Origin of the sequence: Streptomyces sp. NPDC047028, assembly GCF_040644095.1 — a bacterium.
Lineage (GTDB): Bacteria > Actinomycetota > Actinomycetes > Streptomycetales > Streptomycetaceae > Streptomyces.
This window is the reverse complement of record NZ_JBEYVS010000005.1, coordinates 44,498-60,505: the sequence shown is the minus strand read 5'-3', so window position 1 is coordinate 60,505 and position 16,008 is coordinate 44,498. Positions and strand designations below refer to the sequence as shown.

Annotated in this window: 11 protein-coding genes; 2 read left to right on the top strand and 9 right to left on the bottom strand. The window is 72.5% G+C overall.

The window, feature by feature from the left end; genetic code table 11:
• Positions 1 to 20: 20 nt before the first annotated feature.
• A complete protein-coding gene (locus tag ABZ854_RS06690) occupies positions 21 to 608 on the top strand; it encodes a DUF2087 domain-containing protein (protein WP_361205325.1) in 588 nt (195 codons plus the stop codon).
• Between the two features lie 16 nt (positions 609 to 624).
• Here the strand turns inward: ABZ854_RS06690 and ABZ854_RS06685 are convergent, their stop codons facing one another.
• From ABZ854_RS06685 to ABZ854_RS06665, 5 genes are all read right to left on the bottom strand, one after another.
• A complete protein-coding gene (locus ABZ854_RS06685) occupies positions 625 to 2,868 on the bottom strand; it encodes an RICIN domain-containing protein (protein WP_361205322.1) in 2,244 nt (747 codons plus the stop codon).
• 37 nt (positions 2,869 to 2,905) lie between these two features.
• Positions 2,906 to 4,723, bottom strand: a complete 1,818-nt coding sequence (locus ABZ854_RS06680; RefSeq protein ID WP_361205319.1) for a glycoside hydrolase family 35 protein — start codon at positions 4,721 to 4,723, stop codon at positions 2,906 to 2,908.
• Positions 4,720 to 5,595: a carbohydrate ABC transporter permease gene (locus ABZ854_RS06675; RefSeq protein WP_361205316.1), complete on the bottom strand. Its 876-nt coding sequence runs from the start codon at positions 5,593 to 5,595 to the stop codon at positions 4,720 to 4,722. Before ABZ854_RS06675 ends, ABZ854_RS06680 begins: the two co-directional genes overlap by 4 nt.
• Positions 5,592 to 6,410: a sugar ABC transporter permease gene (locus ABZ854_RS06670; RefSeq protein ID WP_361205720.1), complete on the bottom strand. Its 819-nt coding sequence runs from the start codon at positions 6,408 to 6,410 to the stop codon at positions 5,592 to 5,594. The genes ABZ854_RS06675 and ABZ854_RS06670 overlap by 4 nt, the downstream gene beginning before the upstream one ends.
• A 221-nt stretch (positions 6,411 to 6,631) precedes the next feature.
• Positions 6,632 to 7,930, bottom strand: coding sequence for a sugar ABC transporter substrate-binding protein (locus ABZ854_RS06665; protein ID WP_361205313.1), 1,299 nt, complete (start codon positions 7,928 to 7,930; stop codon positions 6,632 to 6,634).
• A 227-nt stretch (positions 7,931 to 8,157) separates the two neighbouring features.
• On the opposite strand from ABZ854_RS06665, the gene ABZ854_RS06660 reads away from it, so the two are divergent.
• A complete protein-coding gene (locus ABZ854_RS06660; RefSeq protein ID WP_361205310.1) occupies positions 8,158 to 9,195 on the top strand; it encodes a LacI family DNA-binding transcriptional regulator in 1,038 nt (345 codons plus the stop codon).
• Between the two features lie 30 nt (positions 9,196 to 9,225).
• Here the strand turns inward: ABZ854_RS06660 and ABZ854_RS06655 are convergent, their stop codons facing one another.
• The 4 genes from ABZ854_RS06655 to ABZ854_RS06640 all read right to left on the bottom strand — a co-directional run bounded on the left by ABZ854_RS06655 (position 9,226) and on the right by ABZ854_RS06640 (position 15,972).
• Positions 9,226 to 10,641: a TQXA domain-containing protein gene (locus tag ABZ854_RS06655; RefSeq protein WP_361205307.1), complete on the bottom strand. Its 1,416-nt coding sequence runs from the start codon at positions 10,639 to 10,641 to the stop codon at positions 9,226 to 9,228.
• 338 nt (positions 10,642 to 10,979) lie between these two features.
• On the bottom strand, positions 10,980 to 11,510 hold the full coding sequence (locus ABZ854_RS06650; protein WP_361205304.1) for a single-stranded DNA-binding protein: 531 nt from the start codon (positions 11,508 to 11,510) through the stop codon (positions 10,980 to 10,982).
• A gap of 355 nt (positions 11,511 to 11,865) precedes the next feature.
• Positions 11,866 to 14,358 carry a GTPase gene (locus ABZ854_RS06645; protein WP_361205301.1) on the bottom strand — a complete coding sequence of 831 codons (2,493 nt, stop codon included), beginning with the start codon at positions 14,356 to 14,358 and terminating at the stop codon, positions 11,866 to 11,868.
• A gap of 3 nt (positions 14,359 to 14,361) precedes the next feature.
• Positions 14,362 to 15,972 carry a dynamin family protein gene (locus tag ABZ854_RS06640; protein ID WP_361205298.1) on the bottom strand — a complete coding sequence of 537 codons (1,611 nt, stop codon included), beginning with the start codon at positions 15,970 to 15,972 and terminating at the stop codon, positions 14,362 to 14,364.
• Positions 15,973 to 16,008 lie beyond the last annotated feature (36 nt).

Genomic DNA, 16,008 nt, shown 5'->3' with positions numbered 1-16,008 from the left:
CCGTCCTAGACTCCCGCGCCATGGACGCCGATACGGACAGGCTTACGGAAACCGGTGCGGACGTGGCCGAGCGGTCCCGGCAGGTGATCGGGCTGCTCGCCGACGAGCGCAGGCTGCGCGCCCTCGCCGCGGTGGCGCTGGGCGCGGACAGCGCGGCGCGGGTCGCCGAGGCGGCCGGGCTCGGTGCGAAGGACACCGCACTGGCGCTGCTCCGGCTGCGCGAACAGGGCGCCGTGACCGGCACGGACGGCGCCGACGGGGGGCTGGCCGTCGGTTACGGCCTCTTCCGCGAGCTGGCCCGGCCGGCGCGCTCCGCCGAGGACCGGCCGGCCGACGGGAGGGACGCCGTGCTGAACACCTTCGTCCGGGGCGGCCGGCTGGTCCGGCTGCCGGCACAGTGGACCCGTAAGAAGCTGGTGCTGCGGTACATCGCCGAGGAGACCTTCGAACCGGGCGTGGAGTACCCGGAGCGGGTCGTCAACGAGCGGCTGCGCGCCTGGTGCGACGAGTCCGACGACATCGACCATGTGACGCTCCGGCGCTATCTGGTGGACCTGCACCATCTGCACCGGAGCGAGGGCGTCTACCGGCGCCCCGAGGCCGCCTGACGACACGGCCCGGTGGTCAGCCGATCGTCCACTGCTGACGCGCGGAACCGCTGTCCGCCTCCTGGGTCACCGCGGCGCCGTCGGACGTCGAAGCGGTGGTCAGGAGCAGTCCGCTGTGCACCGAGGCCACGGTCCAGGCGCCGTTCGGCAGGCGCTCGACCCGCCAGTGCTGGTTGCCGCCTCCGGTGCAGGTCCACTGGATGACCTTGGCCCCGGGGCTCGTCGAACCGCCCTCGACGTCGGCGCAGAGTCCCGACTCGGTGTTCCTCAGCTCGTAGGAGCCGTCGGACTGCCGGGTGAACCGCCACTGCTGATTGGCGCCGCCGTTCGCGGTCCAGGTGATGAGTTGGGTGCCGGCGGTGGTGCTGTGGCCCGGGTCGTCCAGTGCCTTGCCGCCCGTCACCAGGGTGTGGGTGCCGTCGAGCGACGACGGCGCCGGGCCCGTGGCGGTGAGCGTCAGGGTCTGCTCGGCCGCGGTGCGCGCGTCCCCGACGGAACTGCCGCTGGTGTCGGTCCAGAAGCGGGCCGGGGTGGTCTCGGCGAGCCGGCCGGAGTCGGCGGACAGCCCGATCACCAGGCCGCTGTAGCGGTTGACGAGCCGGTAGGCGCCGGTGGCGGCGCCGCCGGCCGTGGTGCCGGGGATCACCCACCACTGCCGGCCCACACTCGGGCCGCCGGAACCGGCGGCGGTCACCGTCGGTCGGGCACCCCAGGCGCGCTGCGCCGTGCTGGTGGAGTCGACGCCGAGCAGGTCACCCGTGGCGGCGTTGGCGATGCGGTACGAGCCGTCGCCGTTGGAGGCGAAGATCCACGACTGCAGGTCCGAGCCGGACGCGGTCGCCGACGACGTGGTCGCGGTGCTGCCGGAGACCTGGGCGAGGACCCGGTCGTCGCCGCTCGCGATCCGGTACGCCTTGCTCGTGTCGACCGGAGCGGCCGGCGCGGAGGTGCCGATGCTGACGTCGACGTACTCGCCGGAGGAGCCGCCCGAGCAGCCGAAGGAGCAGTACGAGCGGAACGACTTGCCGACGATGCTCGTGGCGGTCCTGTTCGCGCTGTCCAGGAACCAGCGGTACCAGGACGCCGTGCCGTAGCCGTTGCCCGTGTCCCCGAGCAGCTTCCACTTCTGCGTGGCCAGGTCGTCCGTGGCGTAGAACCGCTGCGGTGCGTCGCCGCTCTGGTCCACGCCCTGCGGCTCACCGATGTACAGGCCCAGGTAGGCGTCGTAGGTGACGTCCATGACGAACAGCGGCGAGGTCGGCGGCATCTTGCCGGCCGCGATCTGCTGGGCGGCGGTCCCGGTGTTCGCCGGGTCGTATTCGTCGGCGGCGGGGGTGTAGCCGGTGGGGTGGGTCGCGTCGACCGGCACCATGTTGCTTTCCCTGCCGCCGACACCGGGCTGGGTCCAGGCGCCGTCGTACCACTTCTGCCAGGTGCCCGGCGCCATCTTCCCGGAGATCGGGGCGCGGGCCGCGTGCTCGTGGAACGCCTTCCAGCCGCCGTTCTTGTCCACGATGCGGGAGCCGTAGAAGACGTAGAAGTAGCCCGACGCGGTGTCCACGAACAGCCGGGGGTCGCCGTCGCCGTAGTCGAACGTCTGCTGCGGGAAGGCCGTCGTGTCACCGCGCTTCGTGCTGTACGGCGAGGTGATGACGTGGTTCCTGATGGTCCACGTCCTGCCCTGGTCGGTGGAGACGGCGTAATCGATGGCGTCGAAGTGGAGGCCGTCGCCGAAGGGCTGCGGGGTGAACTCGTTGTGCACCAGTCCGTACCAGTCGCCGGAGTCCGGGTCCACCCACACGTTGGTCAGGTCGCAGTAGTTCCGCCGCGCGTAGTTCGAGCCCGTGGGGGCGTACGTCGCCGAGCGGCCGGTGGGGCTGTTGTCGCACCGCCAGGTGGTGTCGTTGTTCTTGTCGTCGGGGTTGGCCGGGTTCACCGCGTCGCTGATGGCCGGCGTGCGGGTGGCGTCGTCCATGGTGGTGCCGGTGAAGAACGTCCACTGCCGGCTGTCGCTCGCGCCGTACAGGGAGTGGGCCTGCGCGAAGTGGAACGTGCCGTCCTTGTCGATGTACGGCGAGGCCGGCGTGTCGTCGGGGTGCGTCCAGGAGCCCTTCGCCCCGACGCCGACCGTGTAGGTGGGGCCGCTCGCGGCGGCCGCGGATGAGGCGGGGGCGGCCAGGGCGCTGCCGACGGTCACGGCGAGTGCCGTGGCGACGACCGCGCCGGCCAGTCTCTTCCGGTTTCTCGGGGGAGTGGACACAGGTGCTCCTTTTCTCTTTCCAGGTGGGTCCGGGTGGTCAGTCGAAGGTCTCGATGTACTCCTCCGGCGGTCCGAGGGCCGGCCGGTCGTGCAGGGTGAGCCGGTCCCCGAACCGTTCGAGCTCCAGCACGGTCAGCGTGTTCTCGCCCCGGCGCAGCAGCGGGCCCGGGACGTACAGCGTGGTCTGCGGGCCGATCTCCCAGTAGCGTCCGAGCAGGGTGTCGTTGACCCAGACGAAGCCCTTGGCGAAGCCGGGCAGGCCGAGGAAGGTGTCGGCGGGCTCGTCCAGGGTCAGCGGTGCCGTGGCGAAGCCCGCGCGGCCGTCGCAGGGCGCGGCCGTCGCGGCGCGGGCGGTGTCCGGCCCGCTCCACTCGTCGAGCGGCAGCCGGTACATCGTCCAGTTGTGCACCAGGCGGCGGTCCACCCGCACCCCGCCGAGGATGCCCTTGCCCTGCCCCAGCAGGGGCCCGTAGTTGATCCGGCCCTGGTTCTCCACCAGCAGTTCGAGACGCACCCGCTCACCCCGGCCGGCCAGGGCGAACGAGGCGGTCTCCCGGTCCAGTACGGCGACGGGGGCGCCGTCGGCGAACACCTGTGCCCGGTCGTGCAGTCCGGTCACCGTCACCTCGTGCCGGCCCGGCGGCAGCAACGGTTCCGCGGCGTACAGCACCAGCCCGGACGACTGACCGAGTTCCTCGAAGCTCAGCGGCGCCGCCGCCCGGACCGGTTCGGTCACCGACCGCAGCGCCGTCAGCAGGGCCGCCCGTCGGGTGACCGGCAGGTCGCGGGGCGCGAGCAGGGGCGGGTCGGCGGGCAGCGGACGGGTGACGGGTGCCCCGGCCAGCGCGGCGAGCTGCTCGCGCACCGCGTGGAACTTCTCGGTGAGCGCCCCGTGTTCGGCGATCGGGGCGTCCGAGTCGTAGCTGGTGACGGTTGGCTGGATCGTCTCGCCGTCGTGGTTGGCGCCGGCCCACAGCCCGAAGTTCGTTCCGCCGTGCGCCATGTACAGGCTCACCGAGCCGCCCGACCGGAGGATCGCGCCGACGCCCTCGGCGGCGCCGGCCGCCGGCCGGACGTGGTGTTTCTCGCCCCAGTGGTCGAACCAGCCGTTCCAGAACTCGGCGCAGAAGAAGGGCTCGCCGTGCCGGCGCGAGCGCAGCAGCGCGGCGGCCTGTTCCGGCCGTGACCCGAAGGTCACGGCCGCCAGCTCACCGGGCACCGTGCCCCCGTCCAGCATCAGCGGGGTCGGGCCGTCGGCCGTGTACAGCAGCTCGGTCACGCCCCGCTCCACGAGCGCGTCCCGGACCCAGGCGAGGTAGGTGTGGTCGTCGCCGTAACTGCCGTACTCGTTCTCGATCTGCACGGCCACGACCGGGCCGCCCCGGGCCGCCTGCAGCGCGGCGAGCCGCGGGACCAGCGCGTCGAACCAGTGCCCGACGGCCTCCAGGAACGGTCCGTGGGAGCTGCGCGGCCGCATGCCCGGGATGCCGGTGAGCCAGACGGGCAGACCGCCGTTGTCCCATTCGGCGCAGATGTACGGCCCCGGCCGGACGATGACGTCCAGCCCCGCTTCGTCGGCCAGCCGCACGAACCGGGTCAGGTCGCGCCAGCCGTCGAAGCGGACGTCGCCCGGGGCGCGCTCGTGGAAGTTCCACGGCACGTACGTGTCCACGGTGTTCAGGCCGAGGGCCGCCAGCCGCTGCAGCCGGTCCGGCCACTGCTCGGGGTGGACCCGGAAGTAGTGCAGGGAACCGGAGAGCACCCGGTGGGTGCGGCCGTCGCGCCGGAGAGTCCCGTCGGAGAAGGTCAGGGCGGGCCGGGTGGCGGCCGCGGGACGTGGCAGGGACAAGGTCACTTGACGGCTCCGGCGGTCATGCCCGCACGCCAGAACCGCTGGAGTGCGAGGAAGGCGATCAGAAGCGGTACGACGGACACCAGGGAACCGATGACCACCAGCGGGGGAGGCACCGCCACATGGCTGGCGTTCCAGCCGACCAGGCCGACCGTGACCGGCTGCAGGCGGTCGTCGCCGAGGACCATCGCCGGAAGCAGGTAGTTGTTCCAGATCTCCACGAACTGGAACAGGAAGATCGTCACCAGCGCGGGCAGCATCATCCGTACGCCGATGACCCGGAAGATGCGCAGCTCGCCCGCGCCGTCCAGCCGGCCGGCCTCCAGCACCTCGTCCGGCACGGTCTGCGCGGCGAACACCCGGGAGAGGTAGACGCCGAACGGGCTGACCACGCTCGGCAGCAGCACCGCCAGCGGATTGTCGATCAGACGGACACCGGAGAACATCAGGTACAGCGGCAGCGTGAACAGCACCTTGGGCACGAGTACGGCCGCCAGCACCGCGCCGAAGATCGCGCCGCGGCCGGGGAAGTCGTACTTGGCGAGGGCGTACCCCGCGAGTGCCGAGAACGCCGTGCCGAGCAGCGCGCCGATCCCGCAGTACAGCACGCTGTTGAGCATCCAGCGCCAGAAGATGCCGCCGTCCTGGCCGCTCAGCCTCGCGATGTTGCCGAACAGCCCGAAGCCGTGGAACCACAGGCCGCTGCCGGAGAACTGCTCGCCGAACGGCTTGGTGGACGACACCAGCAGCCACCACAGCGGGAAGAGGAAGTAGCAGGCCGACAGCCCCAGCAACGCCATGACCGTGATCCGGCTCGTCGCACCGCCGTCCCGGCGCGTCCGGGCGGGGCGTGCCTTCGTGGTGATCGCGCTCATGCCCGCTCCTCCCGTCCGGTCAGTCGGAAGAACACGAAGGACACGCCACCCACCAGCAGTGCCAGCAGCACGGACTGGGCGGCCGCGTACGGGTAGTTGCCGGCCGCGACCGCGCTCTGCGCCGACATGATCGGCGTGAACGTGGAGGACACCGAGCCGCCCGACACCGGCAGCAGGACCGTCGGCTCGTTGTACAGCTGCGCCGAACCGATGATGGAGAACACCGTGGTCAGCACCAGCGCCCCGCGCACGAAGGGGATCTTGACGCTCCAGGCGACGCGCAGGGCCGACGCGCCGTCCATCCGGGCGGCCTCCAGCACCTCCGCGGGGATCGACTGCAGCGCGGCATAGATGATGATCATGTTGTAGCCGGCCCAGCTCCACGTCACGATGTTGGCCACCGACCACAGCACCAGATCGCTGTCGAAGAACGGGATCGAGGCGCCGAACGGGTGCAGCAGCCGGTTGATCGGGCTCGACTGCGCCGAGTACATGAACGACCAGACCAGCGCCGCGCTCACCCCGGGGATCGCGTACGGCAGGAAGCTCGACAGCCGGAAGAAGCCCTTGCCGCGCGCCGACTTGGAGTCGATCAGCAGCGCCAGGACGAGGGCCGCGCCCAGCATCACCGGCACCTGGACCCCGCCGAACAGCGCCACCCGACCCAGCGAGGACAGGAACGCGCCGTCCTCCAGCGCCCGCGCGTAGTTGCCGAGGGGGTCGAACACCTTGGTGGGCGCGGTGAGGCCGAGCCCCGACCGGTGCACGGTGTACAGGCTGCTGACCGCCGCGTAGCCGATGGGCGCGACGTACATCGCCAGGAACAGCGCGATGAACGGGGCGCAGAACAGCAGGGGGCGCAGACGGCGCCGGGGCGTCAGCGCGCGCGGCGGTGACGGGGCCGGGGCCGGTGTCGGGGCGCCGGCCGGGCGGCTCCGGCCCCGGGCCGCCGCCGGAGCGGTTGCGTTGGTCACGGACTCGTTCCTCACTGTGGCTGGGTGGCGCCGGGGGTGACTCTCCGGCCGGGGTCGCCCGGTCATCCGGTGATCTTCAGGCCCTGCTTCTTCATCTCGCCGACCGTCTGGGCCTGCGCCGTGTGCAGCGCGCCGGCGATCGTGCCCTTTCCGGCCCACGCCTTGCCCAGGCCGTCGTCGAGGTCGGCGGCCGTCTTCGTCATCAGCGGGCCCCACGTCCAGTCGGCGTTGACGTGCGCGGACGCCGCGGCGAAGACGTCGTAGATCTTCTGTCCGCCGAAGTACGCGTCGCCGCCCTTCAGTTGCGGCAGGTCCAGCAGGCTCTTGGCGGCGGGGTACAGCGCGGCCTTCTCGACCAGTCCGCCGAACGCGGAGCGGTCGGTGCCGAGCCAGTGCGCGAACTCCCAGGCGCCCTTCGGGTCGTCGCAGCCCTTGAGGACCGCGGTGGAGGACCCACCGGCGTTGCCGGCCTGCCGCGCCCCGTCGGTCCACTGCGGCAGCGGCGCCACGGCCCACTGGCCGGAGCCGTTCTTCGCGCCGCCCTTGATGACACCGGCCTGCCAGACCGCGCCCACGACGGTGGCGATGTCACCGTTGCCGAGCCCCTTGTACCAGGCCTGGTCGTACATGGGCGCGCTGCTGATCAGCCCCTTGTCGGCCAGCCCCTGCCAGTAACCGGCGACCTTGTTGTTGGCCTGCGAGTCCATGCTGACCTGCCAGGCGTCGCCCTTGATCCCGAACCAGCCGGCGCCGGCCTGCCAGGCGAGGCCCGCGTAGTCGTAGTCCAGGTACGGCGAGGAGATGTACCGGTGCGGGTCGGAGGCGTGGATCTTCTTGGCGTCGGCCTGGTACTCGGCCCAGGTCGTGGGTGGCTTCAGGCCGAGCGAGCCGAACACCTTCTTGTTGTAGAACAGCGCCATCGGCCCGGTGTCCACGGGAGCGCCGTAGACCGCGCCGCCCAAGGTCACCGACTTCCACGCCGCCGGCTGGTAGTCGCCCCGGTCCGCGGTGGCGTACTTGGTCACGTCCGACAGCGCGCCCTGGGCGGCGAAGCTGGGCAGGGTCTCGTAGCCGACCTGGGCGAGACAGGGGGCGTTGCCGGCCTTCACCGCGTTGAGCATCTTCTGGTAGCCGCCCTTGGCGCCCGGCTGCACTTCCTGGTAGTCGACGTGGAGGCCCGGGTGGCTCTTGTTGAACGCGGCGACGGCGTCCGAGTAGCCCGGCGCCCACCCCCAGAATGTGATCGATGACTTGCCGGACGACGACGTCGATCCCGACCCGGAGCCGGAACACCCCGTGGCGGCCAGGGCCAGTCCCGCGGCACCCGCGATACCGGCAACGCGCATGATGGAACGCTTCACAGCTCCTCCTGAGGCTGGGTGGAGCGGAGGAGAGGCCTCCGCGAGGCCGCGTGCGCGGCATGCGGCACTGGGCCCGAGCAGGTGGGCCGGCGCGCTGTTGGCCGAAACTATGGCAGAGAATGTTATCGATGCCAATAGGGTGTTCGCTCTTGCTTCGGGGCTGCGTGAACAGCGTGCCGGCAGGGCTGTGGGCGATATCATCGGTGCCCGCGAGGAGGAAGGAACTCATGGCGAAGCAGAAGGCCGGCGTCGAGCGGCCGCCGGGCATGGCCGACGTGGCACGGGTCGCAGGTGTGTCGGCGCAGACCGTGTCCCGCGTGCTGTCCGACCATCCCAACGTGCAGGACAAGACGCGCGCCAAGGTCCTGGCGGCGGTGGACCAGCTCGGCTACCGCCGCAACAACGCGGCCCGCATGCTCTCCTCGGGGCGCAGCCGCACGATCGGCGTGGTGACTCTCCAGACGAACTTCTACTCGCGGGCCGCGGTCACCTCCGGCATCGAGCACGCGGCCCAGGCCGCCGGGTACACGGTCAGCACGGCGACCACGACCTCACTCGACACCTCCGCCATCGAGGGGGCCCTGTCCCGGCTGGCCGACCAGGGTGCCGAAGGGATCATCCTCTCCGTCCCCCTCATCCACACCAGCCCCCGGATAGAGCAGCTCACCCGGGCCACCCCCACCATCACGATCGACGGCTCGCGCACCGACGCCACCGAGGTGGTGGCCATCGACCAGACGCTGGCCGCCCGGCTCGCCACGCAGCACCTCCTCGACCTGGGCCACGACACGGTCTGGCACGTCGCGGGCCCCGAGGAGTGGCTGGAGGCGGCGGCCCGGCGGGAGGGCTGGCGCAGCACGCTGGAGGAAGCGGGGCGTCCGGTACCGCCGCCTCTGGAGGGGGACTGGTCACCCGGCTCGGGTTACCGCAACGGACTCGTCCTCGCCCGCATCCCGGACGTGACCGCCGTGTTCGTCGCCAGCGACGAGATGGCCTTCGGCGTCATCAGGGCGCTGCACGAGCTGGGCCGGCGGGTGCCGGAGGACATCTCCGTCGTCGGAGTGGACGACATCGAACTGGCCGAGTACTGCTCGCCGTCCCTGACCACGGTCGCCCAGCCGTTCGCCCGCATGGGCGCCCTCGCCGTGGCCCATCTGCTGCGCCTCATCGCCGAACCGGGCGCGCTGCCCGAGCCGGCCTCGGTGGAGCCGCAACTCGTCGCCCGGGCCAGCACGGCGCCCGCGAAGGGCGGGGGCGCTGCCTGAGGGGCGTGGGCCCCCGCGCCCTACTTGCCGTCAGGCGCCCGGCCCGGCCTGCTCCTTCTTCCGCAGCAGCACCAGGACCCCGCCCCCGATCACGACCAGGCCGATGGCCAGGCCGGTGATCAGCGGGGTGATCGCGGAGCCGCCCGTGTCGGCGAGGTTGGTGCCGGTGGCCGCATTGCCGCCCACCGTCGCGGGGCTGGGCTCGCTGAGGATCTGGGTGCTCTCACCCGTGATCGCGCCCTGCGTCCGGCAGTCGAGGACCCCGGTGAAACGCCGGCTGAAGCCGTTGGGACCGGTGATCGTGAAGTCGTAGGGCTGGTCCTCCTGGAGCGGGATGGTCACCGTACGGGATGCGGCGGCCGGGATGGTGTGCTCGGTGCCCATCAGGTCGAAGGTGAAGGGCTGGTCGCCCTTGTTGACGGCGGTGATGTCCACCCCGCCCCTGGCACAGTCCTTCCGGGCCGACAGGGCCGGTATGGCCCCCTTCGAGGCCCAGGTGGCCGTTGTCGTCGCGGACACGGTGGACTCGCTGGAGCCGGCCAGGATCTGCGTCTGGCTGCGGCTCTCGGCGGTGAAGGCGCGTCCCACCGGAACGGTCGTCGACGCCTGCACCGTCAGCTGGGCCGTCCCGTCCGCCGCGTCCTCCGGCACGTCGAAGTACAGCTCGCTGCCGTCCTTCACCGACGTGAGGACCTTGCCGGTCTTGTCGATGATCCGCACCCCGCTGGTGGCCGCGTCGGCCGGCGGGATCACCGTCACACCGCGCGCGTTGGTGTGCACGGTCACCGGGCCGAGCAGATCACCCGGACGGCCGGACACCGCGGGCGGCTCCAGCGTCAGCGATGCCCGGGGCTCGGCGCCGCCGCGGGCGCTCCGCTCCAGGTAGTCGGCGAGCTTCTCGGCCCGCGGGTCGACGGCGTCGACCTTCGCATGGTCCGAGTAGCGCCAGATAGCCACCTGGGTGCCGGCCGCCGCGTCCTGCTCGGTCAGGCCGCGCGCGCCCGCCTTCCGGGCCAGGGCGGCGAGATCGTTGACCTGCGGGTAGGAGTGCTGCAGGATCCAGCGGATCCGGCCCGCGTCCTTGTTGGCGCCCAGGGAGGTGCCGCTCCACGGCGTCTCGTGGTACCTGGCGTCGCGCTGCGTCGGGTTGCGCAGATCGACGCAGTACGTCTGCAGGGTGCCGCCGCCGTCCACGGACATCTCGAACAGGCCCGCGGCCACCCGCTGGTCGCCGCCGTCCTGGTGGATCACGGCCTCGCCGTACGTCTTCAGGCCGTTGATGGTGGCCGTCGCCCCGTCCTGGGTCTGGGGCTGCGGGATCCCGTCGGCGAGGGCCGTACCGGCACCGGACAGCACGCCCGCCGCCGCGAGGCCGGACACCAGCGTCACCGCGGCGAGCCGGGTCACTCCGGCGGGCCGGGAGAGCCCAGAGAACGCAGCAAGCACAGAATTCCCCTTCGAGCAGGACCCGTTGGACGTGGGGGACGGTCCCACCAGCAGAATCGGCGGCCCCGAGGGGCACGCCCGGCATCCTATGATCACGCGGACGCGCCTTGCCGGTCAGATCGTCCGACGGGCGATCCGATCCGGAATCGTTATCCCGGCGCCCGCACTTGAGCTGTGACTTGTCGACAAATCCACTGGTGAGCGGGGTGCGTTCGCCAGGCGTGCGCCGATAAGTCCCGTTGGGGTGGATGCGGAGGGGCGGGGGTACGGGAAGGGTGTCGCTGGTGTCGCTGCCTTGCCCGCAGCCCCCTCTCCACCCCCCTCGCCACTCCCTGACGTCATGTCACTGCTGCTGGCTCACGCTGCGGTTGATCCTGCTCTCGCTCGCGCTCCCTCTCCCGATCCCGCCCCTGCTCCTGTTCGGTGTCCGGGGCCGGCGTCGGCGGTGGGGTCTCCCAGTTCGGCTCCGGACGGGTCGCCGTCGCCGGTGACTCCGTCGGTGCCTCCGGCCTGGCCGCGCGGCGGAACACCGCCGTGCCGCGCGCCAGGTCGTGGCCGATCGCGACCGCGTCGATGTCGGCCGACGTCCAGGTCGGCTGCCCGTCCCGCATCTCCGAGCGCACCTTCAGCCGTCCCTGCACGACGACGGGGTGCCCCACCTCCACCGAGGCCATCAGGTTCACCGCGAGCTGCCGGTTGGCCCACACCGTGAAGAAGTTGGTGTGCCCGTCCGTCCAGGTGTTCTTCTCCCGGTCCCAGTAGCGCGCGGTCGCCGCCAGCCGGAATCGGGCCGACGGTCCCGCCGCCGACTCCCGGTACACCGGCCGCGTCGCCACGTTTCCCGCCACACAGACCACGGTCTCGTTCATCGTCCGTACCCCTCCCTCGCCCGGCCCCTTCCGGCCGGGCGGACACGCGTACGGGCCCGTCCCGTACGGCTGCCGTCTCCGTCGTGCCGCCGCGTACGTCGCCGTACGCCACCGCACGCCCCGCCGATCGCGAACGCCGCCGGCTCGCCTTGTCGCGAACTGCTCGCGAACCACTCGCGAAGTTCTTGCGAACCGGCGGCGCGATCGCCGTGGGACCAGACTGCCTCCGTCGGGCCGAGCCCGCTGAGCCCTGTGGACCACTCCTCATCTGTGGAAAACCCCGCCACCCGAACGAGTGATCAGGGCCTGACGCCCTCTCACCCACCCCCCCGTCATGCCTGGTGCGGGAGCCGTCTCACCCGGCCTGGACCACCCGCCCGTACTGCTCCCGGACCTCCCGGTACCGCAACAGCTCCGCCGCCACCGGATCCAGCACCCGGGCCCGCCCGCAACTCGCGGCGGCCTCCCGCAACCGGCGTTCCGCCTCCAGCCCGTAGCGCCGTGCCGGCCCCCGGGCCACCATCCGGCAGCCCCACTCCACCAACGGCCCGCCGACGATGCCCGCCACCATCAGCAGCACCGGCACCCACAGGTTCGGCGCCATGATCCCGGCGATCTGGCCGGCCAGCCACAACCCGCCCACGATCTGCAGCAGCGTCATCGACGCCTGGACCAGCACCGCCGCGGGCCACCAGCCCGGTCGGGGCGGCCGCCCCGGCGGCAGCCCGGCCCGCGACGCCAGCTCGTCCAGCGCCTCCGACAGGCCCAGGGAGCCCCGCACGGCGGCCTCGCGCACCGCCTGCGCCCACGGCGCGGGCAGCCCCGCCGAGGCCCGCTCCGACACCGTACGGACCGCCTGCTCCACGCGCTGGCGTGCCGTGGCCTCCTCGTCGGTCTGCGTCCGCAGCGCCATCCGGCCCGTCGAGGGTTCCCCGCGGTTCTGGTACCAGCGCCACAGCCGCAGCCAGGGCGTGCCGCAGGCCCGGTTGGCGTTGCGCAGCCAGGCCCGTTCGGCGGCGTCACCGGCCGCCCTCGCGCCGACCGCGTCGGCGAGCCGTGCGGAGAACTCCTCCCGGGCGTCCTCGCTGAGACCGATGCGCCGGCCCGCCGCGTACACGGGCCGCAGGCCGGCCGCGGCGGCGTCCACGTCGGCGGCGATACGGCGGCCCGCCGCGCCGCGCTCCGTCACGAAGTGGCTGAGCGAGTCGCGCAGTTCTCCGACGCCCTCGCCGGTGAGCGCGGACAGCGCCAGCACGGTCGCGCCCGGCTCCCCGTGCTCGCCGAGCGCCACGCCGTCCTCGTCGAGCAGCCGGCGCAGATCGTCCAGGACCTGGTCGGCGGCTTCTTCGGGCAGCCGGTCGACCTGGTTCAGCACGACGAACATGACCTCCGCGTGCCCGGCCATGGGCCGCAGGTAGCGCTCGTGCAGGACGGCGTCGGCGTACTTCTCGGGGTCGACGACCCAGATCACGGCGTCCACCAGCCGCAGCACCCGGTCCACCTGCTCGCGGTGCTGCACGGCCGCCGAGTCGTGGTCGGGCAGGTCGACCAGGACGAGCCCGCGCAACTGCTCCTCGGCCTCCGGGCTCTGCAGCGGCCGCCGGCGCAGTCGTCCCGGGATGCCGAGCCGGTCGATGAGGCTCGCCGCGCCGTCGCTCCAACTGCACGCGATCGGCGCTGCGGTGGTCGGGCGCCGTACCCCGGTCTCCGAGATGGCCACCCCGGCGAGCGCGTTGAACAGCTGCGACTTGCCGCTGCCGGTGGCGCCCGCGATGGCGACGACGGTGTGCCGCCCGGACAGCTTGCGCCGGGCGGCCGCCTCGTCCAGGACCCGGCCCGCCTCGGCGAGCGTGGCGCTGTCCAGCCGGGTGCGGGAGAGGCCGACGAGTTCCCGCAGCGCGTCCAGCCGGGAGCGCAACGGGCCGTCGTACGCCAGCGGGGCGGGGGTACGGGAGTCCACGCGCCGCTTCTCCTGCGCCAGGGCCCGCTCGGAGGCGGCCGTGGTGGCGGGGGTGTTCTCGGTGACGCGGCGCGCGATGAGGCCGTCGTCCCAGGGGTCGCCGGCTTCGTCGGGACTCTGGGCGTCGCGGGTGGGGGAGGCGGTGTCGGGGGTGGCGTCGGGGATGTCCGGCTTGTCGGTGCCGGGACGGCCGGCGGCCGGGCGCCTGCCGTCGTTGCCGGCCCCGAGGGTCTTGGTGCCTTCGCCGTCCCGGTTGTCCTGACCGCCCTTGCGGTCCTTGCGGTCCTCGCGGTCCTCGCGGTCCTTGCGGCCCTGGCCGTGTTCGTCGCCCGGCACGCGCGCGTGCAGCACCTTGGTTCCGTTGACGCGGTTCACACGCGTGTGGGGCGCGCTCTCGCTGTCGTCGCCGGTCTTCTGCGCGGGAACGGGGTCGGCGCCGGCGTCGGCGTCCTCGTCCGCCTCGCGCGCGGTGGGCTCGCCGCTCTCGCGCTCGGGACCCTCCTCCGGGCCCTGACCGGCGTCGCCCGCGTCCGAGACCTCAGCCTCAGCCTCAGCGGCAGCGTCAGCCTTGGCGGAGGCGGTCACGCGGGCGGAGTCGTCGCCGTCGTCAGCGGAGCCGTCGACGGGCTCGGCATCCTCCAGGAGGAGGCTCCGCCCGCTCTCACTGGAGGCTTCTTCCTCCCCCTCATCGTCCGCTCGACGGGTGAGGCTGATGAGATCCGTGCGCTCGACGTGCTCACGGCCGACGTGGTCGTGCTCGTCGCGCTCGGCGTCCGGCAGGTGATCGGTGTGATTGCTGTGGTCCCTGTGATCCGTGTGATCCATGTGATCGATCTGACCCATCTGGTCCATCTGGTCCGTGTGGTCCTGGTCAGTGACGGCGGTCACCGGTCACCTCTCCTTCAGCAGTACGGACAGCGCGGCGATGAGTTCGGCCTGCGGTTCCGGGTGGACGTCGAGGGCGTCGAGCGGGGCGAGGCGCCGCTCGCGTTCGATGTGCATGACGCGGTCCACGTAGTCGTCGAGGAGCCGTCCGGCCCGCTCGCGCAGCCGTAGCGCCCCGTTGGCGCCGATGCGTTCGCCGAGCCGTTCGCCCGCGTTCCGGGTGCGGCGCCCGCCGAGCAGCGCGGTGGCGACGAGCGCGGCGACCACCTCGGCGTCCGGGGCGACGCTCCGGTCCAGCCGGCGTACCTCGTCCTCGGCGTACTCCTCCAGCTCGCGCCGCCATCGCCGGACGGCGAGACCGATGCGGTGTTCGGCCTGTTCCAGGGACTGGTCCCGGTCGGTGAGGCCCGCGGTGCTGGCGGCGGGCTCGCGGCGCCACGCGTCGTCGACGCGCTCGTCGGCCGCCGTGACCGAGCACAGCAGCAGCGCGGACAGGCTGCCCACAAGGGCGTTCAGCAGCTCTCCCGCGGTGCAGTCCAGGGGGTAGGCCCGCCAGCGCTTGAGCGCGTCCCCGGCGAGCACGGCCCCGTTCTGGAGCCGGCCACGCACGCGTGCGTGCTCGGCGTCGTAGGCGCTGTCGACGGCGGAGGTGAGGCGCAGCGCGGCCGAGTACTGGGCGGCGGTGGCGCCGGCGAGCTCGGGCATGCGGGACTTGAGCGAGTCGAGCAGGCCGTGCACCGTGCGGGCCATGACGTAATTGCGGGAGGCGGTGTCGTGGGCGTGGTGCACCAGCCAGCTCCGCAGCGGGGCGACGGCGGTGGCGGGCAGCAGGCCCGCGCCCCAGGCCGACTCGGGCAGCTCGGGCACCGTGAACCGGGGTACGTCGCCCAGGCCGGCCTTGGTGAGCAGGGCGCCGTACTGCCGGGAGACCTCGGAGACGACCTGGTGCGGCACGCGGTCGAGGACCGTGACGAGCGAGGCGTCGTACTCCTTGGCGGTGCGCAGCAGGTGCCAGGGGACCGCGTCGGCGTAACGGGCGGCCGTGGTCACCATGATCCAGATGTCGGCGGCGCAGATCAGCTCGGCGGCGAGGACCCGGTTGTCGGCGACGAGCGAGTCGATGTCGGGGGCGTCGAGCAGCGCGACTCCGCGCGGCAGGGTGTCCGCAGTCTCCAGGCGCAGCACGCGCGTGGGGTCCTCACCGGGCGGCAGCAGCAGGTCGTCGGCGGGGTCCTGATGGGGCACCCACGCGCGGGTGAGGCCGGGCAGCACCCGCTGGTCGCTGAACCAGTGATGGTCCTCCGGATGGCAGACCAGAACCGGCGTCCGGGTGGTCGGCCGCAGCACCCCCGCCTCGCTGACGCGGCGCCCCACCAGTGAGTTGACGAGCGTCGACTTGCCCGCGCCGGTGGAGCCGCCCACGACGGCCAGCAGGGGCGCGTGGGGTTGCCGCAGCCGCGGCACCAGGTAGTCGTCGAGCTGAGCGAGGAGTTCGTCGCGATTGGCACGCGCGCGTGGGGCGCCCGCGAGGGGCAGCGGAAAGCGCGCGGCGGCGACACGGTCGCGCAGGGCGGAGAGCGTGTCGAGCAGCTGAGGCCGTACGTCCAAGGTCACCACATGCGAAGAATGCCCAATTTTAGGGGAATTCTGAAG